At 41.4% G+C, this 26,077-nt stretch carries 21 protein-coding genes; 5 read left to right on the forward strand and 16 right to left on the reverse strand.

What is annotated here, in order from left to right; translation table 11 throughout:
* From G327_RS25175 to G327_RS0119690, 10 genes are all read right to left on the reverse strand, one after another.
* On the reverse strand, positions 1-890 hold an 890-nt coding region (locus G327_RS25175; protein WP_033298686.1), incomplete at its 3' end, for an Ig-like domain-containing protein.
* A gap of 876 nt (positions 891-1,766) precedes the next feature.
* On the reverse strand, positions 1,767-2,486 hold the full coding sequence (locus G327_RS0119645; RefSeq protein ID WP_026339457.1) for a DUF445 domain-containing protein: 720 nt from the start codon (positions 2,484-2,486) through the stop codon (positions 1,767-1,769).
* Between the two features lie 106 nt (positions 2,487-2,592).
* Positions 2,593-3,024, reverse strand: a complete 432-nt coding sequence (gene nusB / locus G327_RS0119650) for a transcription antitermination factor NusB (protein WP_019616519.1) — start codon at positions 3,022-3,024, stop codon at positions 2,593-2,595.
* A gap of 5 nt (positions 3,025-3,029) precedes the next feature.
* Positions 3,030-3,497 carry a 6,7-dimethyl-8-ribityllumazine synthase gene (gene ribH / locus G327_RS0119655; RefSeq protein ID WP_019616520.1) on the reverse strand — a complete coding sequence of 156 codons (468 nt, stop codon included), beginning with the start codon at positions 3,495-3,497 and terminating at the stop codon, positions 3,030-3,032.
* A gap of 83 nt (positions 3,498-3,580) precedes the next feature.
* Complete coding sequence (gene ribBA / locus G327_RS0119660) at positions 3,581-4,687, reverse strand: bifunctional 3,4-dihydroxy-2-butanone-4-phosphate synthase/GTP cyclohydrolase II (protein ID WP_019616521.1); 1,107 nt, start codon at positions 4,685-4,687, stop codon at positions 3,581-3,583.
* 25 nt (positions 4,688-4,712) lie between these two features.
* Entirely contained in the window at positions 4,713-5,378 is a 666-nt protein-coding gene (locus G327_RS0119665) for a riboflavin synthase (RefSeq protein ID WP_019616522.1), read from the reverse strand.
* A 1-nt stretch (position 5,379) separates the two neighbouring features.
* On the reverse strand, positions 5,380-6,525 hold the full coding sequence (gene ribD / locus G327_RS0119670) for a bifunctional diaminohydroxyphosphoribosylaminopyrimidine deaminase/5-amino-6-(5-phosphoribosylamino)uracil reductase RibD (RefSeq protein ID WP_019616523.1): 1,146 nt from the start codon (positions 6,523-6,525) through the stop codon (positions 5,380-5,382).
* 58 nt (positions 6,526-6,583) lie between these two features.
* Positions 6,584-7,033 (reverse strand): transcriptional regulator NrdR, encoded by a 450-nt coding sequence (gene nrdR / locus G327_RS0119675; RefSeq protein ID WP_019616524.1) that lies wholly within the window; start codon positions 7,031-7,033, stop codon positions 6,584-6,586.
* A gap of 539 nt (positions 7,034-7,572) precedes the next feature.
* Positions 7,573-8,838 carry a serine hydroxymethyltransferase gene (glyA, locus tag G327_RS0119685; protein ID WP_019616525.1) on the reverse strand — a complete coding sequence of 422 codons (1,266 nt, stop codon included), beginning with the start codon at positions 8,836-8,838 and terminating at the stop codon, positions 7,573-7,575.
* Positions 8,839-9,332: 494 nt separating this feature from the next.
* Entirely contained in the window at positions 9,333-9,803 is a 471-nt protein-coding gene (locus G327_RS0119690) for a hypothetical protein (protein WP_019616526.1), read from the reverse strand.
* A gap of 327 nt (positions 9,804-10,130) precedes the next feature.
* Between G327_RS0119690 and ettA the strand changes: the two genes are divergently transcribed.
* Positions 10,131-11,795, forward strand: a complete 1,665-nt coding sequence (ettA, locus tag G327_RS0119695; protein ID WP_019616527.1) for an energy-dependent translational throttle protein EttA — start codon at positions 10,131-10,133, stop codon at positions 11,793-11,795.
* An 84-nt stretch (positions 11,796-11,879) separates the two neighbouring features.
* Here the strand turns inward: ettA and G327_RS25180 are convergent, their stop codons facing one another.
* Complete coding sequence (locus G327_RS25180; protein WP_019616528.1) at positions 11,880-12,524, reverse strand: outer membrane beta-barrel protein; 645 nt, start codon at positions 12,522-12,524, stop codon at positions 11,880-11,882.
* 395 nt (positions 12,525-12,919) lie between these two features.
* Here G327_RS25180 and G327_RS0119705 point away from each other — a divergent pair, with 395 nt between their 5' ends.
* The gene (locus tag G327_RS0119705; protein WP_019616529.1) at positions 12,920-14,128 is read left to right on the forward strand and encodes an acetate kinase; all 1,209 of its coding nucleotides are present in this window, start codon (positions 12,920-12,922) and stop codon (positions 14,126-14,128) included.
* A gap of 89 nt (positions 14,129-14,217) precedes the next feature.
* On the opposite strand, the gene G327_RS0119710 is transcribed toward G327_RS0119705, so the two are convergent.
* Complete coding sequence (locus tag G327_RS0119710) at positions 14,218-14,991, reverse strand: TSUP family transporter (protein WP_019616530.1); 774 nt, start codon at positions 14,989-14,991, stop codon at positions 14,218-14,220.
* Between the two features lie 128 nt (positions 14,992-15,119).
* Between G327_RS0119710 and gcvA the strand changes: the two genes are divergently transcribed.
* Complete coding sequence (gene gcvA, locus G327_RS0119715; protein ID WP_019616531.1) at positions 15,120-16,007, forward strand: transcriptional regulator GcvA; 888 nt, start codon at positions 15,120-15,122, stop codon at positions 16,005-16,007.
* Positions 16,008-16,078: 71 nt separating this feature from the next.
* Here the strand turns inward: gcvA and G327_RS0119720 are convergent, their stop codons facing one another.
* Entirely contained in the window at positions 16,079-16,273 is a 195-nt protein-coding gene (locus G327_RS0119720) for a YwbE family protein (protein WP_019616532.1), read from the reverse strand.
* Positions 16,274-16,436: 163 nt separating this feature from the next.
* A complete protein-coding gene (locus tag G327_RS0119725; RefSeq protein ID WP_019616533.1) occupies positions 16,437-17,843 on the reverse strand; it encodes an endonuclease/exonuclease/phosphatase family protein in 1,407 nt (468 codons plus the stop codon).
* 977 nt (positions 17,844-18,820) lie between these two features.
* Between G327_RS0119725 and G327_RS0119730 the strand changes: the two genes are divergently transcribed.
* Both G327_RS0119730 and G327_RS0119735 read left to right on the forward strand, forming a co-directional pair.
* Positions 18,821-19,777: a MalM family protein gene (locus G327_RS0119730; protein ID WP_019616534.1), complete on the forward strand. Its 957-nt coding sequence runs from the start codon at positions 18,821-18,823 to the stop codon at positions 19,775-19,777.
* A gap of 214 nt (positions 19,778-19,991) precedes the next feature.
* On the forward strand, positions 19,992-21,083 hold the full coding sequence (locus tag G327_RS0119735) for a glycoside hydrolase family 16 protein (RefSeq protein WP_019616535.1): 1,092 nt from the start codon (positions 19,992-19,994) through the stop codon (positions 21,081-21,083).
* Between the two features lie 660 nt (positions 21,084-21,743).
* Here G327_RS0119735 and G327_RS0119740 read toward each other — a convergent pair.
* Together G327_RS0119740 and G327_RS27220 are read right to left on the reverse strand one after the other, a co-directional pair.
* The gene (locus G327_RS0119740) at positions 21,744-23,600 is read right to left on the reverse strand and encodes a glycoside hydrolase family 17 protein (RefSeq protein ID WP_019616536.1); all 1,857 of its coding nucleotides are present in this window, start codon (positions 23,598-23,600) and stop codon (positions 21,744-21,746) included.
* A gap of 283 nt (positions 23,601-23,883) precedes the next feature.
* On the reverse strand, positions 23,884-25,665 hold the full coding sequence (locus tag G327_RS27220; protein WP_033298689.1) for a hypothetical protein: 1,782 nt from the start codon (positions 25,663-25,665) through the stop codon (positions 23,884-23,886).
* Positions 25,666-26,077: the final 412 nt, after the last annotated feature.

Genomic DNA, 26,077 nt, shown 5'->3' on the forward strand with positions numbered 1-26,077 from the left:
TTCAGGTACTGGACTTTGCTGTTATCGACCGCATAAGACCAGTCACCGTCCGCATCAATGGTCAATTCACCAAGCGCAGTCGGGTTGGTTGAACCGGCTGTTTTAAAGGTACCGTCATTATTAAAGGTAGTGTTATCTGTGGTATCCACATCGGTTAATGTTAATGAACCTGTCTCTTTAAGCTGGCCGTTATCAACCTCAAAATCTTCCGTTACCGCGCCACTGTCGCTGTCACTGCCGACTACCGTGATTTCAGATTTATCATCTACATCTGTTACATGGATTGTTGAACTTGTTGTCGCAGTAGCGCCATCATTATCAGTAGTTACTAAAGTAATGATTGCATCGCCATGGAAATTTGCAGCAGGGGTAAAAGTAATAGTTCCGTCACTTTCATTGATCGTTACTGTACCTTGATGCGCAGGAACTTCTGCTGTTGTTAAAACAATAGTGCCGTCGATATCAACAGCAGTATAACTGAGAGTGACACTGCCTCCATCTTCATCGATACTGCCGTTTTCAGTACTTATTGTCGGGCCAAGGTTAGCTGCATCAATAATTGTCTCGCTGATAACTGCAGACTGCTCTGATAAATTAAAACCGTCTGTATTGAAATCTGTACTTGCTATGGTTTCTGCACCGTCACGCAATAAGCTCACTGCAGATGAGCTGCCGCCGTCATTTAAATTTGTTCCCGCAGCCGTTACAATTTCTACAACAGGATCATCATTGCCTTCAATGGCAGCCTGAATTTTTTCTATTTCGCTTAATTCTTGTTTTTCAGCCTCTGCTGCCAGCTTATTTTCATCCGCAGCTGATAAGCGACTGTCTTCCTCGAGAGAATCATTCACTGAAACATCATCGTTATTTATGTTGTTAGTATCGCTCATGATTTTTCTCCATATTCATAGATGAGGCAGTGATGTTTATTATAGCAAAAGCAAGTTGCAGAGCATTTTCAGGGGAAAACAATAACGGCACTAATAAGTTCCTTTTGATCAATAACATGCAGTATAAGTTGAATGATATTTGTTAATAAAAATAGGTGTAATTAAGACAGTAGAAATACAAATGGAAAAATGACCAAAAAACATACTGTTAAAATTTAGCGGGGGAAAATACAACACAATCATAAAACAGTCAATGACACTAAAAAGTAGGAATGCACAAAGCAATGCTGAATTTTTGACAAAAGATACGTTTCAAAAAACTACCTTTTGAGCTGTTTATAATTCTGCCTGGCTGCGTTTCTGAGACTTTTATTCGATTGGTAAAATTTAAACCGGAATCTAGCAAAAAATAACTGTTATTTCTGTTTCTGCTGATAATAAAAAACTTTATAGCCCCTCATAAAGTAATGATTAAATAATTCAATTAGTTGCCATGTTTACAGTCTTACCTGCACGTTTAGTACAATATTTAAGCAGAAATATTTGTAGAATTAATAAGACAGAAAAAGAGCTGTCAGAAGGTATTTCAAACCCGCAGGTGAAAAGGGGATCAGCTAGATATTGAAATCCGAAATATTGATAAACAACTGTATTTGCACTACGAATTATCTAATTTTGCCATAAAACCTAGATAACAACCTTATGTCATTATTTGTAACCAGATGTAACAGGGGTAAGCAACAGAGGTATTTTTAATACACAGACTATTTTAGAGGGGAAAGCCGCTGGCAGGAGCGCAGCAGAAGAAAGTTATTGTTTACTGCATTTTCAGGCCTCAGGAAAAAGGCCTGTACTATAACTTACTATAAAACTGTTTTAAGCAACAACAAACGCACTGACCAGACCAATCAGTCCGCCAAATACTCCGCCCCATACAACTAACCAGCCCAGGTGTTTTTTAATCATCGCCTGGATAATCTGTTTAACCAGCAGTGGTGTTAACTCATTTAAGCGCTGTTCAATAATCTGCTCAATTTTGCTTAAGATATCCTGCATCGTTTCCGGCTGCTCAATCTCATCTTTTAACAGAGCGATAAATTTATCATCTTCTGTTAATTCAACAATTGATGTTTTCATATGTTTGATAAACGGTTCACGCAGCGGTGTTAATGCTTCTTCACCACCTAACATGCCTAACATGCCGCCGAATGAAGATTCCATAATTACTTTTATTAAACCGTCATAGGTCGGGTTAAGATCTACTTTTTCGATAACCGGCTGCAGATTAAGGTGAGTAGGAGAAAGAGAACCGGCACTTAAAAAGCGGTCAACATTCTCCAGAGTAAAAAACTGATCCATCATTAATGAACGAATACCCTTTTTAAATTCTTCAAAATGTGCCGGAACAACACCAGAACCATATAAAAAAGGTACTTTCTCAAACAGCATAAAAACAGCTAACCAGTTGGTTAACGCACCGGAAAGGGCAAATAATCCAACCATGGTTAAAACAGCAGCTAATTCTGTTTCACCTAACATTAATCCAGCAGCTAGAATTAATGCAGCGGCTAAATTAGTCATCAAACTCTTGTTCATTTTTATTCCTATTGTCTAACTCGATTTTTAACGAAAAAAAATCCAGTACCTATTTGCCGGGGTCTAAAATGCAAATAGTGACTGGATTTTATAAAACAGCTATTAATTAATCGTTAGCCGTTTCTTCACGTAACTTTAAGCTGCGCAGCGCTTTATCTAAAACACCGTTTACAAACTTATAAGATTCGTCGGTAGCAAAATCTTTTGCTAACTCAATCGCTTCATTTAAAACCACTTTATGTGGAACATCTGTACGGTAGGTTAGCTCGAACATTGCAATACGTAACACTGCAAGGTCAACCATATCTACATCTCCGATTTTACGAGAAAGATATGGAGATAGTTTCTCATCTAAAGATTCAACACGGTGAACAACACCTGTTAATAACTCTTTAAAATATGGAACATCTGTTTTTGCAAAATCCTGATCAACAGTAAACTGATCAATAATCTGACCAACATTTAGTTGAGTGATCTGCCACTGGTAAACCGCTTGTACTGCAAATTGACGAGCGCGACGGCGCTCTGCAGGTTTCATTTTCATTATCCTAATTCCGCCATAACATTAACCATTTCTAGAGCACCTAAAGCAGCTTCACTGCCTTTGTTGCCCATTTTAGTGCCTGCACGTTCGATTGCCTGATCAATTGAATCAGTTGTTAATACACCAAATGCTACTGGTACATCAAAATCCATCGAAACTTGTGCAAGACCTTTATTACATTCATTAGCCACAAACTCAAAATGTGGTGTTCCACCACGAATGACTGTACCTAATGCGATAATTGCATCGTATTTTTTAGATGCTGCAACACGTTTAGTTGCAAGAGGAAGTTCAACAGCACCTGGTACACGAACCACAGTGATATTATCGTCTTCAACCTGACCTGTACGTTTAAGGGTATCAATTGCGCCCGCTAATAACTGCTCATTGATAAAGCTGTTAAAACGAGAGATTACGATTGCGATTTTCGCCTGTGGAGCAGCTAGGCCACCTTCAATTATTTTCATTTTCTACCCTTATTGCAAAATTTTGTGCATTCTAGCACATTTTATCTGTTTGTTAAGATAACGATCGTACTGTCAGTTAATGATTACTCAGTGATGTAATCAACAACTTCTAGACCAAAGCCGCCCAGTGCATGATATTTTTTCTCAGAACTTAAAAGTGCCATTTTATGCACCCCTAAATCACGTAATATTTGTGAACCGACGCCAACACGGCGACTTGCTCCCTGCGGTTTAGAAGCAACACGCTCTCCGGCATCCTGTTTAGCAATATGCTTAACCTGTTCAATTAATGACTCAGCCGTTTCCTGATGACCTAACATCACCAGTACGCCGCCGTCTTTGGCTAAACGCTGCATTGCATTATTTAAAGGCCAGGTACGTGCGCCTAAACGGTCAGAGAAAAAGTTATCAGTAAAAGTGTTCTGTAAATGAACACGAACATTAGTCGTCGCGCCTTCTTTTATCTCACCGTTTACTAAAGCAAAATGAACCTGCTTATCAATGGTGTCCTGATATGCCACTAAATCAAACTCACCAAACTCAGTGGGTAATTTACAGCTGCTGACACGCTCAATGGTTGTTTCGTTGTTATTGCGGTATTCGATTAAATCAGCAACGGTACCTAATTTAAGGCCGTGTTTCTTAGCGAATATTTCCAGATCCGCACGGCGAGCCATACTGCCGTCTTCATTTAAAATTTCCACAATCACACCTGCCGGCTCTCTGCCTGCTAAGCGGGCTAAATCACACCCCGCTTCCGTATGACCTGCACGTGTTAAAACACCGCCGGCCTGCGCTTTTAGCGGGAATATATGACCAGGCATCACAATGTCAGTGGGTTTTGCATCTTTGTTAATAGCAGCCTGAACTGTCACAGCACGGTCGGCAGCTGAAATACCGGTAGTGACACCTTCAGCGGCTTCAATTGAAACCGTAAAGTTAGTAGAAAATGCAGCCGTATTATCATCAACCATTAACGGCAGCTTTAACTGCTCACAGCGCGCTTCAGTCAGTGTTAAACAAATTAAGCCGCGCCCGTTAGTCGCCATAAAGTTAACAGCTTCAGGTGTCACCAGATCGGCAGCCATGATCAGATCACCTTCGTTTTCACGGTCTTCATCATCCATTAAAATAACCATTTTACCTAAACGGATGTCTTCAATAATCTCAGCGGTAGTATTTAATTTCATGTTCATTCCTATTCGGATTTCCGACTTAACCTAAGAACCCGCTGCGAGCGAGCAGATCCATTGTTGATTTATTTTTATTTTTAGTACTTTGTGAAGCTTTTTCACCTAACATCAAACGCTCTAAATAACGTGCGATTACATCGATTTCTAAATTAACCTGAGTGCCGACTGCATAATTAACCATATTTGTCTGTGCGATAGTATGTGGAATGATGGTTAATTTAAAAAAAGCGCCGTCAATTTCATTAGTTGTCAGACTGATACCATCAATACTGATTGAGCCTTTTTCTGCGATATATTTAGCTAATTCATCGGGCGCTTTGATCCAGTATTCAACAGCACTGCCAAGCGGCGTAATCGCAGTAATTTCTCCCACACCATCAACATGACCGCTGACGATATGGCCTCCGAAACGATCATTCATCTGCATCGCTTTTTCTAAGTTAAGCGCAAAACCCGTTTTGATTTGTGAAAATCCGCTGCGTTTGATCGTTTCATAAGATACATCCGCATCAAAACCATTAGCACTTAAGCTGGTAACCGTTAAGCACACACCGTTGTTCGCAATGCTGTCGCCTAACTTAACATCACTTAAATCCAAACTTCCTGAATCGACACTAATGGTCATATCTTTTTCATTGTGTTTAATTGCAGTGACGTGCCCCACTGCTGCTATGATGCCTGTAAACATATTAATCTCGATTACTTATAAGTCGGATATCACTACCAATTAGCGCCACATCTTTAAGCGTTAACTGGACAACATCTTCCATTTGGGAATAGTTAGGTAAGTTTACTAAGTTTCTTGCCTGATCGCCCATTAATTTTGGGGCCTGATAGAGTATAAATTCGTCAACCAGTTCATTATTGAAGAATTCACCCGCAAGTTTAGCGCCGGCTTCAACCCAAAGATCATTAATTTCATATTTATTTAACTGGCTGAGTAAGTTATTCAGGTCGATACGGCCATGGCCGTCATCACTGCCGATAATCTGCTGCACTTCTGCTTGGCAGGCAATATTGGATAAATCATCACGCGGGCTCAGTGACACTAAAAGTACCAGCCCCTCAAGAGAAAATAACTTTTCATCCAGGTTTAATTTATTGTGCGAGTCTAAAATAATACGAATCGGCTGACGCACTGAACCACCGTCAATTTCGCCGTTAAACAATGAAGCTTGTTTTAATTCCTCATAACGTACGTTTAAGCTAGGGTTATCGGCAATAACTGTACCGCTGCCGGTTAACAGAGCACTCTGCATCGCGCGGTAATACTGTACGTCTACACGCGCATCCGGCCCGGTGATCCACTGACTCTGACCATTTTTCAGTGCGGTTTTACCGTCTAGACTGGAGGCTAACTTCACAGTTACACGCGGCTTTTTAACCTGCATGCGTTTAATAAAACCACGGTTTAAATTAAGCGCTTCATCTTCTAATAAACCGACATCCACCTGGATGCCCGCTTTCTGCAGAATAGCAATACCTCGGCCGGCTACTTTCGGATTAGGATCCACCATAGCAATAACCACACGTTTTACACCGGCTTCAACCAGCGCTAAAGCACAGGGAGGAGTTCGTCCGTAATGAGAGCATGGTTCTAATGTTACATAGCAGGTGGCATTAACTGCTTTCGTTTGCGCAACGGCTAAAGCATTAATTTCTGCATGGGGTAAACCGGCTTTTTCATGGAAACCTTCGCCGACGATAATATTATTAGCAGTAATAACACAACCCACATTAGGATTCGGCGATGTTGTAAAGCGGCCTTTCTTAGCTAACTCAACGGCACGCGCCATATAGTGTTTGTCTTGCTCAGTGAAATTTGCAATATGCATGAAGTTACCATAGGTAAAAGTAATGCAGACAGGTTTGCCCTCCCCGCAGCTGAAATTATTATTTATCTAATTTTGCGATCTCTTCGCCAAACTCTTTTACATCTTCAAATGAACGATATACAGATGCAAAACGAATATAGGCAATCTTATCTAAACTTTTAAGTAATTCCATTACTAATTCGCCGACCATTTTTGATTCAACTTCCCGCTCACCTGTAGCGCGTAATGTTGATTTCAGTTTATTAACAGCACTTTCAATGTCTTCGATACTTACCGGTCTTTTTTCCAGCGCCCGGTTAATACCCACCAGCAGTTTATCATCGTTAAAAGGTTCTCGACGACCGTCTGATTTGATTAAACGAGGCATCACCAGTTCTGCAGCTTCAAAGGTTGTAAAACGCTCATGGCATTCGTTGCATGAACGGCGGCGGCGCACTTGCGAACCTTCTGCAACTAATCGAGAATCGATAACCTTAGTATCTTGCGCACTACAAAAAGGACAGTACATAATTTCTCACTCTACTTTGCTATTAAATATATTCATTTTTAAAATCTTTATTACTCTCTGTTCAGACTAAATAAATTTTATCAACTCGTAATTAATCAATCTCTGGTTTCTGTAACAGTGTCTCTGAAACCTGTGTACCTAAATCAGCATTAGGGCTGGATTTAATGGTTCAGCCCCTGCAGAAGATACTTTCGCCGATAACTTTTGACTTGAAGGTAAAAGTAAAGCAGTGCTTATATCCGATTTAGGGAAAAACGATGAGAATTTATCATGAATCCAGCCTGCAATGGGAATATAAATCACGTTTGGATCCCGTTTTCGACTACCCGCAGTGTATTGATTAAACACATAACTGCCAAAGAGATTCTGTTTTAGCGGCTAGAGATAAATATAACGTTTCTTTAACCCTCAGCTGCTGATTAAATAAGCTATTATTTATTGTCTAAATAACGCGGACTCCTAAAGAGGAGCGATGCTATTTAACATTTAAAAAAAAACCGCACAAAAGTGCGGTTTTTTAGAGACTGAGTCCGTAAGGATTAACCGTAAACTGGGCACTCTTTACAGAATACCGCAACTTTAGATTTAACAGTTTCAATCACAGCAGCTAGTTTTTCTTCATCTTTAATAGCATCAAGAATGTCACAAATCCAGCCTGTAAGTTCAGCCGCCTGTTGTACATTAGCACCACGACGAGTGAGTGCAGGTGTACCGATACGCAGACCAGACGTTACAAATGGAGAACGCGGATCATTTGGCACTGAATTTTTGTTAACAGTAATGTGTGCATTACCAAGCGCGGCATCAGCTTCTTTACCAGTGATATCCTGCGCGATTAAATCAACTAGGAAAAGGTGATTTTCAGTTCCGTTAGATACGATTTTGTAACCACGCTCCTGGAATACTTTAACCATTGCTTTCGCGTTATCTAAAACACCCTGCTGGTAAACTTTAAACTCAGGTTCAGCACACTCTTTAAAAGACACCGCTTTAGCCGCAATAACGTGCATTAACGGGCCGCCCTGACCACCAGGGAAAACAGCAGAGTTTAATTTTTTCTCAATTGCTTCATTGGCTTTAGCAAGAATAAGACCGCCGCGTGGACCGCCTAATGTTTTATGTGTTGTTGTTGTTACCACATCAGCAAATGGTACCGGGTTAGGGTAAAGGCCTGCAGCCACAAGACCTGCAACGTGTGCCATATCAACAAACAGGTAAGCACCTACTTTGTCTGCAATCTCACGGAATTTAGCCCAGTCTACGATACCTGAGTATGCAGAGAAGCCGGCAACAATCATTTTTGGTTTATGTTCAACGGCTAACGCTTCAACTTCAGCGTAATCAATCATACCTGAGTCAGGGTTGATACCATACTGAACGGCATTGTAGATTTTACCTGAGAAGCTTACCGATGAACCGTGCGTTAAGTGACCGCCGTGAGCAAGGCTCATACCTAAAACAGTATCGCCAGGTGCACAAAGTGCCTGGTAAACAGCACTGTTTGCTTGAGAACCAGCATGCGGCTGTACATTTGCGTAATCTGCACCAAATAGAGATTTAGCACGTTCGATTGCCAGAGATTCAGCAACATCAACATACTCACAACCGCCGTAGTAACGTTTGCCTGGGTAACCTTCAGCATATTTGTTAGTTAACTGACTACCTTGAGCTTCCATTACACGTGGGCTTGTGTAATTTTCTGATGCGATAAGTTCAATGTGGTCTTCTTGACGCTGAACTTCATCAGTAATTGATTGCCATAATTCCGGATCGTAATCTGCAATATTCATATCGCGGTTAAACATGCGTATCTCCTGCTTAGAATGGTGGGTATTCAGTTAATACCAAATCCTTTAATTTTCTATTCATTTATGCTGGTTAAAATGAATGCTAGCTAAATACAAATAAGATTTGTATTTTGGTTTTTGACTTTGTCATTAGAGTAACTAGTTACTGCAATCAATGCCTTGCTTTCATCCACTTTCCCTACGCCTAAATAGATCATTTAATTAATGGAATTGCTATAAATCAACGTGATTTTTTTGATGTAGCGCATTTTACGCAAACTTTCGCCCGTTGCATAGGATAAAAAACGTGAATAATTTTGTAAGTAAACTTGAAGGGAATTAATAGCTCTTTATTTAATTCAATTTATATTATTTTACGGCGGCACAGGGGATAGTTACTGCATATCAAACGGATACAAGAAAACATTAAAACAATAAAAAACTGCTGTAAGTCAGGTTTCACTGTTCTAAAAAAACTTGGTTGTGCGCTTCAATTGCGCCTTATAGATAACTCAGGCAGGTTCACTGTGCAGCATATGTAATAGAGAACGCCCTACTAACATATCTACATCGGCAAGCGCTTCTGCACCTAGTTTAAGCTCGACTAATGCTCTGAACCGCTCAACGGCATTAACAGCCAGTAATGAAGGCTGATCTTCAGCAATATGTACAAATAACATTTTCATAATGTTACAGAAAACAATCTCCTGCAGAGCTGACTCCCAGCTGCGGATAAACTCTTCTCGTCCGGCATCGAGCTGCAGATAATCTATAAAGATAGGCATTACCCGGCCTTGAAGTGCTTCTAAAAAACACTCACGTGACGGGTAATATCCCTGAATAGTGGATATTTTCATTGCCGATAAAATAGAAATGCGTTCATATAAAATCCCGCTGTAGCCATCCTGCAAAAAAATATCCAGAATAATACCGTCAAGGCGCTGTTTATTTTTCTCTTTTTCCACTCGACTTATACGGGCCATATTATCTCCATTTACTTCTTACTGGTCTTTAACTAAATGAGCTGAGTATATCAGCAGTCAAATATCATACTTGTGTTTCTGCGCACAGTTGCTGCCTTATATTAAAAAAATACATAAAGTTTACGGATAAAGTATTTGTGAAAATTATATGCAAGCCGTTATTCACCTTTCATACAGCAGGCACAACGGCGCAAAGCATCACGATATAGTATAAATCTGCATTTACAGGTGCCTTTGTTCAACTTATCAAAGCAGATAGATTGACCTTTCTAATCACTAGCCCCTACAATACGTCACTAATTTTTTTCCCTTATATAAAGGTTATTTATGGCACAGTTTATTTATAACATGAGTCAAGTGAGCAAGGTTGTTCCACCTAAGCGCACTATCCTCAAAGATATCTCTTTAAGTTTCTTTCCCGGTGCAAAAATCGGTGTATTAGGTTTAAACGGCGCGGGTAAATCTACCCTGCTGCGTATTATGGCCGGCGTTGACAAAGAGTTTGAAGGTGAAGCGCGTCCGCTTGCCGGTACAAAAATAGGTTACCTGCCGCAGGAGCCGGTTTTAGATCTGCAGAAAAATGTCCGCGAAATTATTGAAGAAGCGGTCAGTGAAGTTAAAAATGCATTAACTGAACTTGACGGTGTTTATGCAGCCTACGCCGAAGAAGGTGCTGATTTTGATGCTTTGGCTAAACGCCAGGGACAACTTGAAGCAATCATCGAAACGCACGACGGCCATAACTTGGAGAACCAGCTGGAGCGCGCGGCTGATGCACTGCGCCTTCCTGCCTGGGATGCAAAAATAAACGTACTTTCCGGTGGTGAACGCCGCCGTGTTGCACTGTGCCGTTTACTGCTTGAAAAACCAGATATGCTGCTGCTGGATGAGCCTACCAATCACCTGGATGCAGAATCTGTCGCATGGCTTGAACGTTTCTTACATGATTACGAAGGTACCGTCGTGGCAATTACTCATGACCGCTACTTCTTAGATAATGTAGCCGGCTGGATCTTAGAGCTGGACCGTGGTTACGGTATTCCCTGGGAAGGCAACTACTCATCATGGCTTGAACAGAAAGATGAACGTTTACGTCAGGAAGGTTCACAAGAGAAAGCCCGCCAGCGTCAAATTGAAAAAGAACTGGAATGGGTGCGCTCCAATGCTAAAGGCCGCCAGTCCAAAAGCAAAGCCCGTTTATCCCGCTTTGAAGAACTTAATAATCAGGATTTCCAGAAACGTAATGAAACTAATGAGCTGTTTATCCCGACAGGTCAGCGTTTAGGCGACCAGGTTATTGACGTTACTAATCTTAAAAAATCATTTGACGGTCGTGTACTGATCGACGATTTGAGTTTTAAAATTCCGAAAGGTGCCATTGTCGGTATTATCGGCGCCAATGGTGCAGGTAAATCAACGCTGTTTAAAATGTTATCGGGTCAGGAAAAACCGGATGCGGGTGAAATCATCATCGGTGAAACCGTGCAGCTTGCCAGTGTTGAACAGTTCCGTGATCATATGGATGATAAAGTCAGCGTTTTCCAGGAAGTTTCCGGCGGCAGTGATATTATCAAAATCGGAACAATGGAAATTCCAAGCCGCGCATACCTGGGCCGCTTTAACTTTAAAGGCACAGATCAGCAGAAAATCGTCGGTCAGTTGTCCGGTGGTGAACGCGGACGTTTACATCTTGCTAAACTGCTAAAATCCGGCGGCAACATGTTACTGCTCGATGAACCGACCAATGACCTGGATATCGAAACACTGCGTGCGCTGGAAGATGCGCTGCTTAGTTTTGCCGGTTGTGCCATGGTAATTTCCCATGACCGCTGGTTCCTGGATCGTATCGCAACACATATCATCGATTACCGTGATGAAGGTGTGGTTAACTTCTATGAAGGTAACTTCAGCGACTATGAAGAATGGTTGAAGAAAACCTTCGGCGCGGCGGCCGTTGAACCGCATCGCATTAAATACAAACGTATTTCGTAAATAGTATTTAAAAAGCTAACAATGGAAGCCTCCTTACCCGGAGGCTTTTTTATTCCTGCCGGAAACTTCTTTCAGGACGGGCAGCTAAAACTTATACATAGCACCAAGGTAGAGGGTGCCTATTTGTGAAATATAAGCCGAGTTATCCTTGTTATTGTAAATAGAAGACAGAGTTGTTGAGTACATGTCAGCTTCAAAAGCTAAGCGGAAGGTTAATCCACTGGCAGTAGAAGGCTGGTATTCTCCGCCGAAACCATAATGAAAAGCCAGACGGGTATCATCATTAAACATAACTTCTGACTGTCTTAAATCTATCACCGACAGTCCTGCTATACCAAAGGCGCGTAATCCGGTATCAAATGTGTAACCAATGTTAGTGGCAACAGCGAAGGCACGAGGCGATAAACTCCCTGTACTGCTGCTGCCCGCTTTAGGTCTTAAATCACCGTAATCGCTGTAACTCACCTCAACACCAACAATCCGGTTGATATTAACCCCGCTGTAAATTTTAACTGCGGTATTTTTACTTTCTAAATCAGAGGTATAACTAATCGAGTCATGATCGTCGTCAATAACAGCATTCCAATAGTTAGAAACCCCGGCCCCAAGACCGATGTAAAATCCGGATAACTCTGGTTTTGCTATCAGACTGCTGTGATAAGGTGACTCGTCTGCGCTCAACTGAAAACTAAGCAGCAGTGCGGCAGAAGTGCATAAAACTTTTTTCATCTTAAATCCCTTCTCAATTTCAACAGCGGACACGCAGGCAACTGAATAATCTAAATATCAGCATCCATACATATATTATAAAAAAATCACAAATCATTAACGTTATGAAGATTGTAAGCAATGGGAGTAGATAAAGGCAAGAATCAACAGTCGACATAATTAACTTTTAATACTTCGAGAGCTTAATAATATTAAGATAAATGGATTATTAAAACTACTATTGTGATCTGCCTGCTTCCCGTGTAATCTTCGCCCGATTATTCATCGTATCAGCAAATATAGCGCCTTACGGCTCACTTCTGGACTCTGCTGCGGTAACAAAATATAACTTTATTAGGGTTCGATTGTTTTTTATGTCTAACCCTCTGTTTTAATGTAAAAAAGGATATAAATAGATGAGCGCTAAGCTAATTCTTGTACTTAACTGTGGTAGTTCTTCTCTGAAGTTTGCCATTATCGATACCACCAGTGGCGATGAAAAAATTTCAGGCCTTGCTGAATGTCTGCATTTAGATGATGCACGTATCAAATGGAATCTTGAAGGCGTTAAGGGCAGTGCCGATTTAGGTACTGGTGCAGCTCATGAAGAAGCACTTAACTATATTGTTAGTGAACTGCTTTCTCAAAAACCTGAACTAAAAGAAAATCTTTTTGCAATCGGCCATCGTGTTGTACACGGCGGTGAAAAGTTCACTTCATCTGTTGTTATTACAGATGAAGTAATGAAAGGTATCGAAGAGTGTGTGGCACTTGCACCTTTACATAACCCTGCTCACCTGGTTGGTATTCGTGCAGCTCAACACGCTTTCGCATCACTGCCGAACGTAGCTGTATTCGACACTGCATTCCACCAGACAATGCCTGAAGAAGCGTTCTTATACGCACTGCCGTACAAACTTTACCGCGAAAGCGGTGTACGTCGTTACGGTATGCATGGTACAAGCCATTACTACATCAGCCTGCAGGCTGCTGAAGTACTAAACAAACCAGTTAATGAATTAAATATTATTAACTGTCACCTAGGTAACGGCGGCTCTGTTTGTGCGATTAAAAACGGTATTTCTGTTGACACTTCTATGGGCATGACTCCGTTAGAAGGTTTAGTAATGGGTACTCGCTGCGGCGATATGGATCCTGCTGTTATCTTCCATCTGCATGATGAACTAGGTTACAGCCTGGAAGAAATCAATACCATGCTGACTAAAGAATCAGGTCTGTTAGGTCTGACTGAAAAAACGTCTGATTGTCGTTTTGTCGAAGATAACTACGAAACAGATACAGCAGCTAAACGTGCAATGGATCTTTACTGCTACCGTCTTGCTAAATATATCGCCAGCTACACAGCAGCTTTAGACGGTCGTTTAGACGCAGTCGTATTCACTGGCGGTATCGGTGAAAATTCAGCACCTATCCGTAAGCTGACACTAGAACGCTTAAGCTTATTAGGTTTCAAAGTTAATGAAGAAGCTAACCTGGCAAACCGCTTTGGTAAAGAATCTAACCAGGGCATCATTACTGATGAAAACAGCACAGTTGCTATGGTAATTCAAACTAACGAAGAATGGGTTATTGCTCACGATACGCTAGACTTAGTATCTAAATAATTTCTACTAAGTCCTAAAAAGCCTCCGATTGATTCGGGGGCTTTTTTTTATCTTTAATAAAGGAACGGTGCTGAAACAACCCACTATACTCAAGAAAGCAGCAGGTACTGACTGGAAAGCAGCTTTACGCTCATTAAAACGGACATACTGACTACCAGGGGCTTGATCATTTTAGTCCCTTTAGTTAATACCAGTCGAGAGCCAAGTGTTGCTCCCATCGCCTGCCCTATCAGCATTATCCCGCCTAACAGCCAGAAAACCTTACCGCCGAGAGCAAAAAAGATTAACGATGCAATATTCGTTGAGAAGTTAAGCACTTTGGCATGGGCTGTTGCTTTAGCTAAACCGTACCCGGACAGAGACACAAAGGCTAAAGCAAAAAAACTACCGGTCCCCGGCCCGAAGAAGCCGTCATATAATCCCACTCCCAAAGCAGCTGTTAACGCAAACAGCCCTGGAGTTAACACCTGGTGACGATCATCTTCGCTGATCTTTTTAGAAAAAAGAAAGTACCCGCCAATGGTCAGCATTAAAAATGGCAGCAGCATCTCTAATACAGCAATATCAATCAGCTGTACTGCTACCGTACCTAATGCAGCCCCCACAAAAGCACACAGTATCGCCAACTTCATCTCACTCAGTTTAACCATTCCCTTGCGCACAAAATAAAAGCTGGCAAAGAAGCTGCCGCCGCAGGCCTGAAGCTTATTTGTGCCCAAAGCGGCCGTAGGCGGCAGCCCTGCCCACATTAAAGCAGGAATTGTTAACAAACCGCCGCCGCCGGCAATCGCATCAATAAAACCTGCCAAAACCGCAACGGCAAACAGCAGAGCGATAATTTCGTAGGAAAATTCAAATAACATTGATTAAAACTCCATCTGTTAGGATAAAAAGTACAGTGCTATTAAACTTGGTTTGCACAAATACTACAAAGGAGTTATGTTCTTAACAGCGTGAGAAATACTCACACAAAACAACTTTGGAAATTATTATGCATTCAAGTTTTCCACCTCTTAATTCGTTACTTGCATTTGAATCCGCTTCAAGACACCTGAGTTTCAGCAGAGCAGCAGATGAACTTTTTGTCACACATGGAGCAATCAGTAAACAGATAAAAGGTCTGGAAAACCATCTCGGCGTCGCACTTTTTCTACGCAGCCACCGCAAGCTGGCACTTACCGATGACGGTAAACGTTATTTACCGCAAATCCAGAGTGCTCTACAGACTATCAGCCATGCAACTGATGAAATAAAGTCACAACAGATGCATGCACAGACGTTAGCCATTAACGTGCTTCCTAGTCTGACTATTAACTGGCTTATTCCAAGAATGGAGGAGTTTAAACAGCGTTATCCACATCTCTATGTAGATCTTTCAATTGGGGATTTTGCTGTGGATTTTGAACAGACCCGCTGTGATATTGCTATTCGAAGTGCTACCAGGAGCCCTAAAGACTGCAGTTATATAAAGCTGATGGATGAAGATTTATGCCTGGTTTGTGCGCCGCAGCTGGCCGCCCAACTAAAAAGCATCGATGATATTAACCATATGACCCTGCTCAAACATACTACTCGTTCGGAGTTATGGCCGTACTGGTCAGAAAAAGTAGGATTAACACTAACCGCACAACAGCAGTTCGGCATGGAGCATTTTTATATGCTCAGTCAAGCAGCCGCCAGCGGCATGGGGGTCGCACTTATTCCGCGATTTTTTATTGAAGAACAGCTCGCAGACGGCAGTCTGGTAATTCCCTTTTCCAGCAGTTTCATCAGCCCCTACAGCTATTATGTACTGACCCCAAAATCTGCCAACCTGCCCTTAAAAGCACAGGTATTTATTGACTGGCTGCTGGAGTTGTTTTCTCCCTATCGTAATTAAGTAGATACCATTAATCACTTTAAGACGTCCTCTATAGACCGGCGGCGGGGGCAACTTTCTGCCAAATAATATTATTCATTAATGACTTTAACACGCCCTACTGCACCACTTTCTAAACGCACTTTAATACCGTGGGGATGACTCGGCGAGTTAGTCAGAATGTCTTTAACTATTCCGTCAGTCAGTCTGCCGCTGCGCTGTTCCTGTTTTAAAACAATCGATACCGATAAGCCTTTTTTGATATCAGACCTGCTAGTTCCATTCATATATATTATCCTGTTAAGTGTTTTAATGCAGAAGTTTGCCTTAAGGTAGGCATGATGGTCAATAGTGCTTACCTATTTACAAAGCATGATTATTAATAATAAGACAAAAAAAAGCCTCGCCCTATTTTAAAGGGAGAGGCTGACTTTTTATTAAACTGCAGGTTTAAAGTGCTACATCAATCCATACTAGACGGTGATCTGAAGAGATGTCTTTACCGCCCCCCTCTTCACCAACATTAAGATCATTCATCAGCATACGCCCTTCTTCGAAGGTTGCAGGCCAGAAAACACCAGAATCAGTTATGGTTAAGTCACTTGACGGGATCGTATAATCCATACGTAGTCCACCATCACCGGTAATACGGTCAGGATAAGTGGTATCCCAATTCTCTTCTTTACACTCACCCAGAGTAATACATTCTGGACCGCCGTAACTAATTGGTGCATATACACCGTTTGTCGCGTCCACATTAACATGTTCACTGTTCAACAGGTCATTAATAGCAGTTAAATCGCCGTCGCCGCTGATCGGATCTGCGTTTAGATCCCCCATCACAACAAAAGATGCGTCTTCAGATAATCCGCCAGTTAGACCTTTATCATCATAGATGTAATCGCCGCTGCCGTTACCCGCGACATAGTCTAACCAGAAATCAACTTCCGCGCGGTTAAGCATCTTATTGTTTTCTGTCCACGTATCAAAAACCGGCGGTGTCGGATGAGACATTAATAAATGAACCACTTTATCGCCATTTTCTGTTGGAATGATAATCGGCGCATCAACATGATTTTTAGACGACATCGGTTTTTCAGCCCATGCTTCTGCTGTATACCACTCATCACCACATGCCAGTCCTCCTGGAATAGCATCCGGATCATCACAGTTAGTGACTACTGGATTCGTTTCACCGGGCATATCTTTCCATTTAAAGGTCTGGAAAGTACGTACGTTATCTTCATCAATTGGATACATTGATAATAACGCAAACGCATACTGGCCATGGTAAAAACCAAAGCCCCATGCATCATCAGGACCACCGTCAATATTGCCGTCACGATTCAGATCATGGCCGCTCATTAAACCGGTATTAGTCTGGTAATTATCAGAATACGGGAACTCAATCGGCTCAAGCATGCGCTCTTCGGTAGAGCTTGCACCTTCAGCCTTTTGCGCCACAGCTAAATAGTTTTTCTGGAAGCCTAACAGGGCAGTCGTATCTTCAGCAATACCATCATTATTAAATTCATTCATCAAGATCACAGCTGGACGCTCTGTCTGGATAACCGCGGCCACATTACGAATCTGAATAACTTTTTCTGCAACGCCTTTATCTTCTAGCGATAAGCTGTCATCAAACCAACCGGCAATTAATACGTCCTGCTCTGCTTTAGTCAGAGTCATTTCATCAACCAATTGCCCGAATGTAGAACGATCGAATGATAAATTGTAAGCAGATATTCGAACAACCGTATCTTCCGGGACCGGTTCTACAACTGGAGCTTCGCTGTTACAACCTGTTAATAACGCAAGTGATATCGCAGCTGCGGCTGCCGTTTTAATTAATTTCATTTTTTAACTCTATATTGATAATAATCTATAGCTGGTCCCTCAAGCTTTCGAGTGCATTCTATAGAACAGAAACAGCAGAAACCATGCGCCAGATCTAACTTTTCGAGGTAGATATATTGGTTTTATTTGACCATATATTTTGTTGATGCCTTTTTATTGATCAAAAACAAGGCGATAGCATCAATTTCACATTTAAAAACAAACTTAAACAAGGAACTACAGATGACGCGTCAAAATAAACAGAAAAAACACCACACCTAACACTCGCTAGTTATTTGATAAATATTTTATATTTAATTTTATTCAACACCCAATAGTGAGTAACATATTGACAGCTAAGTATGATCAAATTTGACTCTGCATATCCCCCTTACGAATTTTAAACTCTATCGCAGCATACTCAGTATCAGCTGCCAAGTTTCACTTTTATCTCGACTAAATTTACTTTTAAAATTTAAGAAAAATCATTAGCAGACAGGACTTTATCGATAGAAAAACTATCGGCCTTGTAACCCTGATAATTGTTCGTTAATGAAGGTTATGGCTGTCTCAAGACTATTTAAGCAATACAAACAGTCATATTCTACTAAGGGAAATCCACCTATTTGATACGTAATAAAATCCGTTATTAATACAACCCATTCAAAAGAATTGAATTCAGCGGCGCATAATTAGTTATAAAAGAAAACACAGCTTCAAATTAAACAATAAATTAAAGCCTCTGAAATGAAAGCGCTTCCTTTTATTTATTTTTCAGGGTAATGTTGATAACTCACTGCTGTTGTTTAACAAAAACAGGCTGCAGAAAAGATAATTTCGCAACGGATTAAACACAAATTATTATTCATAGTTACTGCTTATTCTTAGCTAATATAAGCAATAAGCATGCAGCGTGAGACCTGCATCAATAATAACGAGCGTTTATTTAGCAGATACTCTTTTATGTACGATTGAGTAAAAGTAAAAAGGAATAGAAAATGAAAAAAATACTGATTATTGGTTTAGCACTATTAACTACGGCATGTGCTGACAATAAAAGCATGGTTGTTGATTACGGCGCGACTAACACTAAAGAGATGCAGCAGATTGATCCTACTATCGGTTTCCGTGCACTCGAGCAGGCGCCTTTATGCTGCGACTCGCTGAGCAAACTTGATTACCAACAGATTACTCAGCCGGGTAAATTCGATCTCAATGTTACACAGGAAAATGCAGCCTTTAACTTCAGTACAGGTAAATCATTTGTTCAAGGTTTTTCTCTGCCGAAAGTAAACGGAACAATTAAAATTGCAATATCTGCACCTATTGTGGCCAGCGTATTTGTACCGACTGTCTTAATCCTGGATCAACAGTATAAACCTATGCAGGTCTATGGTGCAGAGACAATTAAATACGACAGCGGTTCGTTACTAAATGTTGACCGTTTCTTCGGAAAAATTGAACTGCCTGCAGTGTTTGCTGATGGAAGGCAGGCAAAGTACCTGCTTGTTCTTACAACAGAAGAAGCAATGAAAGGCACAACCAAACTTGCCGAACCATACGCACCAGCCGAAACATTAGGCCACACTGATATTGTCAAAAGAATACATGTCGCGCAACCTCTTCCACATACTGCTATCGGCGTCTTTAGACTCGCCTTTGACTACCTGCCGAACAGCAGCACTTCAGCGCAAAATATGGTAGAGAAAACAGTGGCTGATGATAGTCAGCAAAAAGCACAAGCATTACTCGTTGAACAAAATGTAACTGCGTCAGCAGCAGTCAGCCGCGCAATACAGCCGGAAACTGAAGCTATGTTTATGGATCTTATTGACCAGGCAGTTAAAAACGGTGAATCCAGTAAAGCACTTCGTTTTGTTGATGAAGCAGAACTAGCAGGTTCAACTAAAGCTCGTGATGCACTGTTTGATGCAATGAAAAAGTACCAAAAATAAAAACTATATCTTCCGCTTCCTGAAGACAAAAATTCAGGAAGCTGGAGCATAAATACCTCCCTGTGATCAAACTATAACTTCCACAGCAAACATCTTGCCCTCTCTATTCCTGCAGCATAAAATCATAAAAAGAAAGCGCTTTCATAAGTGTTAATGGTAAGTCTATTAAGGTGCCCAGCAGCATTAAATACAAGTCAAAATCAAAGAGGTTACAATGGAATATAAGCTCGAAGAAAAACAGGATTTTTTATCTAGAAAAATCAAATATCGAACGATTCTGATCGGCATGCCTTTACTCTGCTTAACAGCTCCGGCTCTGGCAGGCTGGCAGGTACAATGGATTGATAAATTTAACGGCAGCAGTGTTAACTGGGATAACTGGACTGCGCAGACACAAGCCAATTATAACAATGAAGTGCAGTGTTATACCGATGATGACAGCTCTGCAGAAAGAAATTATGACGTATCTAACGGAACGTTAAAAATTATTGCCCGCAAGAAAAATATCAGCTGTCCAGGCTTAGGCGGTGCTCAAAAAAGCTGGACTTCGGGCCGACTAAACGGCAAGGATAAAAGTGAGTTTCTTTACGGCCGGATTGAGTCCAGGATCCGTTATCACAATTTAGAAGGCGGTACCTGGCCTGCATTCTGGATGTTAGAAAACCGTATCCAGGAGCAGCCCTATAAAAACGACAATGACTTCAGCCACTGGCCGAATCCCGGCGCAGGCGAAATTGATGTCTGGGAGTGGTTTTCTAATCGACCTGACAGTTATATCACTAACTTTTTCAATGCAGGCTCTGACTGCGGCTTCGAAACTTTACACCACTATACTGGCGGAGCACCAGATGTACTGGACTGGCATAATTATGCACTCGAGTGGACAAAAGATGAGATCTCTTTTTATATAGATGAAAGACTAGTTGTCTCACAGGATGTCAGTAACTGCAGTCAGTATGAAGAGCCGATGTTTGTGCTGCTTAATGTCGCGATAGGCGGTATGTTAGGCGGCAGCATTGATCCAGCTCTGCAGAAAGCAACAATGGAAGTAGATTATATCGCCCACTGTACAGCAACAGATGAAAACAACGCAGGCTACTGTAATGAGAGTACGCCGAGCAGTCTATCTTCTGACAGCAGCCAGGCAGCTGATGATGACCAAGAACCTGCAGACGAGCAGACAGTTGACACCCTTCCAGTATCTGACAACCAGGATAACAGTCAAAGCGGCGGAAGCATGAACAGTTCACTCTTATGGTGTTTAGGTTTAATCGGCTTATTCAGACGTCAGAGAAGAGCTAATTAGTGTACCTGAAAAGATATTCTGAACAGAGTAGATAAATTCATGGAGCATATTCTCTGCTCAGGATGTCTGGATTACACATAACGAATGACAGTAAATGCTAAACTACTTAACATCACTTTTCGCTTACTGCGATAATACAATCGCTAGCGTCGCCCACAACCAAAAAACAATACCAATTAGTTCTATCATTCAGTAATTTAGTGCCTGCACTGCTAACTATGATTCAAATCTGCTTAGCTTCAATATTAATCCACCACTACTGTCAGTTCATTTTTTGCCTGTATTGTTTCCGAGCCTGGTTTAACACAACTATCTGATTAATTGAGCTATAATGAGCCCCTGCTATTCACCTGACAAACAATTACTCACCTTCTCAAAGTACCTGCTAGTATTATTGACCCAGCCGCTCAAAGATCGTTCTGATGCCTGCGAGACTTATCTGTACTTACCCGGCTCACAGGCAGTCAGCATAAGTATTTTGCTCAAACTTACAGCTGAATGAATTTAATATATTGGTAAACAAGGAAGGAGATTTACTATTTATTTTCTTTAAAGTTAGGTCTGCTGGATTGGGCTAGATACAGAAAAAAGCCTTGAATCACTGTCTATCGATTCAAGGCCCTTTTAATGTCCCGCATTAATAAATGCTGGCTGTCAGCATTATTTTTGGAAGTAGATGTTTCTTACTTCAATAATTCCACCATCATCCGCGGCGCCGCTGAAGTAGATTAATGAAGTCACATCTTCAAAATCAGGAGCTCCCTTAACTAGATCAGTAACTGCAATTTCATAAGTAACCCATTCGCTTGTAATTGGGTAACTGCCGGTTCCGAAAATAACATAGTTATTTGTCTGCGGTCTTGTTGGATTGTCATATAGACCAGTTTGGAAGCCGATATTAATTAAAGATGATGTTGTGCCTTTAATATCAAACTTTAATGTACCCGCTTCAAAGCCGCTTAGATTTTCCCCAGCCTGTCCTGCCAGTCCAAGAGATGCCCCCCAGCCCCAGTCTTTAGCTGTACCAGCAGAAGGAGGTGTGGTTACAGTAACCACTCCTGCATCCTCTGCAATCCAGGCAGTATCTTCCCAGGCAACTGCTGATAACCCGGTGTTAGAAACAGCAAATGACTCACCATCGACCGGTCCGCCTGTTACCGGTGCCGGATTTGGTGCAAGTACAGTATCTAAGACATCCTGTTCAACACCACCAAAACTCTTAGTCACAGAATTTCCACCACGAGTTAGACCATCAAATACACCGTCATCAACCATATTCCAAAGCACGTATTTTGCTTTACCGTCGATATCAATTAGACCAAAATGCTTTTCTGAATCGCCAGTATTATCAGCAGCACCCTTCCATGGCTCATCAAAGGCTTCAAAAAAGAATAATGCAGCACCAAATTCATTTGACCAGGCACGCATCGCATCATAAAAGGCTTTCTGCTTATATTCGTCCGCAGCTTTAGAGCCCTCGTCACCATAATTTACATTGGTTTCTGATGCCCAGCCTGTCTCACCAATATGAATAGGTTTAGGATCGATATCTAAACTCAGCATGTGATCCTGCGCAGTTTTATATTGAGCAAGGGCTTTTTCTTTCGCTCGAATCATAGCCGCATCAGCCTGCTCTTGAGCTGATAAAGAGGTTTCATCTTCAGGGGCTAACCAGAAAGCACTGTCATAATGCGTATCATGAAACGGGTAAGTATGTAGTGAGATATAATCAACCGCAGCAATCAGTGCATCCATATCTGCACTCGCATAATCGCCTTGCGTGGCCCAGACAGCATGATTATCAGAACTGGTGATCCAGATGTTTTCATTAATGTCGCCGCTAACCTTTAAGGCCTGCAGCGTATTAACGTGGTTAAGAATAATTGCCGGTGCAACATGATACGGCGCCCAGTGCACCATAGCTTCATTACCCACTGCAATTACCTTGACGATTTCAGGGTAATCTTTAGCAAGCTGAATGCCGGCAGCCATCTCATCTGCATTTACCGGGTTTTCTTGATCATGTATAACCTCCAGATCAGTCCAGGAGTTTAATGCATCGATCCAGATACCCAGCATCACATACATTTCAAAACTCGAGTCTTCAGTCATCAACTCGTCAATAGCAATCAGCAGGTTTTCAGTATTACTCTTTCCATCTAAACCAATATAACCCTGAGTGTTATAGGTTCTTAACACTTTAATGCCCATGGCGGCTAAGATTTTCATATCTTCTTTCTGCTGTGCAACACTTGGTACGTCAGCACCCGCTTCACGCGTAGTCGAACGCCATGCACCATAGGAAATTGCTAAATAATTCGGGTTACCTAAAATCTGCTCTCCAGATTTTGCTGTAGGTGCATCTGCAGCGACAGCTTGAGGCTGCAGCGTTGTAGATGTATCTGCAGGTGTTTCCACGGGTGTTTCAACCGTTGTAACCACGGGATCATCTGCACATGCAAATATAAATATCGACATCAATGCCGTTAAAAATATTTTATAACTTCTTTTTTTCATTGTAATTCCCTTTTCAAAAAGTTTATTAACTGTAAAATTTTGTATTTGTCATGTTTTTTAAAATTAAGTCTTAGATTCCATCTGATTTTTAGCGAAATTACTTATTCGTTTGAAAATACTCAACCACAAAATATAAGCGCTTACTTTGAGACCATAAAGCAGGCCAAATAAGTCCCGCTTACTGATAACTTAATATCATTAAAAGCTATGCACAATATTACACAGCTGTCGGTCATGAATTCTATTTCACTAACTGCGCAGCACCACGGTACTGCGCTGGTGATTACTCTGCTGAGAAAGTAATATTATCGAAGTAAACAACGGTTTCTGCAGTTCTTTCTGCCTCAGTAAAGTCAGGGAATACTGCTAATTCCGTAAATACTGCTGGCCCTCCAGTACCGATACGTGAAGAGAAATCAAAGGTTAACTCTTCCCACTCATTGATCTTGGTATTGCTGACTTTAAGCTCTCCTTCAGACCACTGAGCAGCAGTCGCAAACTTAATACCAACAGGACTAATCGTCTCTTTATAAACCATAATTCTCACGATACTGTTACTTGCATCCAGTGAAAATGGAGTGTATTCAAAAGTTTGCGTTCCAGCCCATCGAGCACCATCACCTCGAGCAGTGAATTTGCCAACTGTATTTGACGTATTAATACCAGATGTATCTAGATTAGTAACAAACTCAAGCGCTGGGTTATCAGTATTCTCAAATGTACTCCAAGCTAACTGTGTGTCCCCCTCAAAATCAATACCAACAACTGGGTCAACTGGGTCAACTGGGTCAACTGGGTCAACTGGGTCAACTGGGTCAACTGGGTCAACCGGGTCAACTTGCTCGCCTGAGAATGACACATTGTCAATATAGGTCGTCGTATCGGCAGCTCTCTCTGTAAAGTCAGGGAAAACAACAAACCCCGTGATATTCTGAGTTTCGGCATGACCAATCTGACTTGAGAAGTCAAAAGTTAACTCTTCCCATTCATTAACCTTAGTATTAGCGACTTTGATTTCACCGGCCGATCCCATACCATCGCCATTGTCTTGTTCAAGCTTAATACCTACATCACTGATTGTATCCTTGTAAACCATGATTTTAATTATGCTGTTACTGCTGTCCAACGTGAATGCTTCTAAACCAGCTGTATTTACACCAGCCCAGGCCTGCGCTGCTTGTGGAACAAAAAGCTTAGCCACGGTGTCGGAAGCATTAACAGCTGAATCTGTCACTGGGTTGGCAGAAATCTCAATGTCTGCAGCTCCTTCAAATGCTGTCCAGGCTAGCTGAGTACCTTCAAAATCAATCGCATAATCTACTGGGTCTACTGGGTCTACTGGGTCTACTGGGTCTACCGGGTCTACTGGGTCAACTGGGTTTTCATTGAAAGCCAGATTATCAACACGATAAACAGTGCCAGCCCCTTGTCCCCACTCTGGGAAAATCATTACATTATCAATAGCAGTAAGATCCAGCCCCTGATTTTCTAACTCTATCAGGTCAATGCTGATACTTTTCCATACACCAATTTCAAGTGCAGTAATTTCAACTTGTGCATTCTCGCCGCTGGCACCTTCAGCATCACTGCCACCATTACTTTCCAGTTTAACAAACCACTGTGTAGTACTGATTGCTTTTGTTAATTCTGCCGTTGGAGGCGTTACTATTTTTACATCTAAATCCAGTGTACCTGTTTCTGAAATTGCACTTACATCAAGCGGTGTCGTGGTTCTAAAGCCTAAAACCGTGTCAGCATAATCCCCAATAGAAAATTCAGTAACCATACCGTGGCCGCCGGTCGTTTCAATCGGGAACGCGGCTTGTGACTCAGTACAGCAGTCAAATGTTGACCAGCCTGATTTAGCAGAGTCAGAAAAAATTGTGACGTTGTTGGTGCCTGTATCAGGATCAGTAACTGGGTCAGTAACTGGATCAGTGACCGGGTCAATAACCGGATCGGCAGCTTCACTAGTTACCGGGTCATCTGCACAGCCGGATAAAGCCAATGCTAAAGACGCAGCCAGTACCGCGTTTGCTAATTTAAAACCTTTAATTGTTTTCATTTCCATATGTTCCTTACGAGTTGATGTATGTTTTACTGTTGATACCTAACCTACAATCCCTTAAACACCGAGTAAGCGCTTTCTTTACTTGTTAAAAAAAATGCCTGTCTCTGTTTTAAAAGCAACCATCAATACAAACTACTTAGATGGTGTAAATCAATATCTGAAAACTAGTTCTGCACTTTACGGAAATGAGTATATAGAACAAAACTTATACGAAAAGTGCTCAAAATCACAAAAGTAAGCGCTTTCATTGATTTAAATCACAATTTAAAGGTGAATTTAAAAAAATGAATATATTTGTTAAAAACAGGCATATAACAGCTCTTTTTAGGTGCTGAAAGATAAAAGAATCACTAAACACTCGAAAACAGTTGTGAAACAGCTCGCAAATACCAATGTTATTGATGCT

It is taken from the genome of Psychromonas ossibalaenae ATCC BAA-1528, from assembly GCF_000381745.1.
GTDB lineage: Bacteria > Pseudomonadota > Gammaproteobacteria > Enterobacterales > Psychromonadaceae > Psychromonas > Psychromonas ossibalaenae.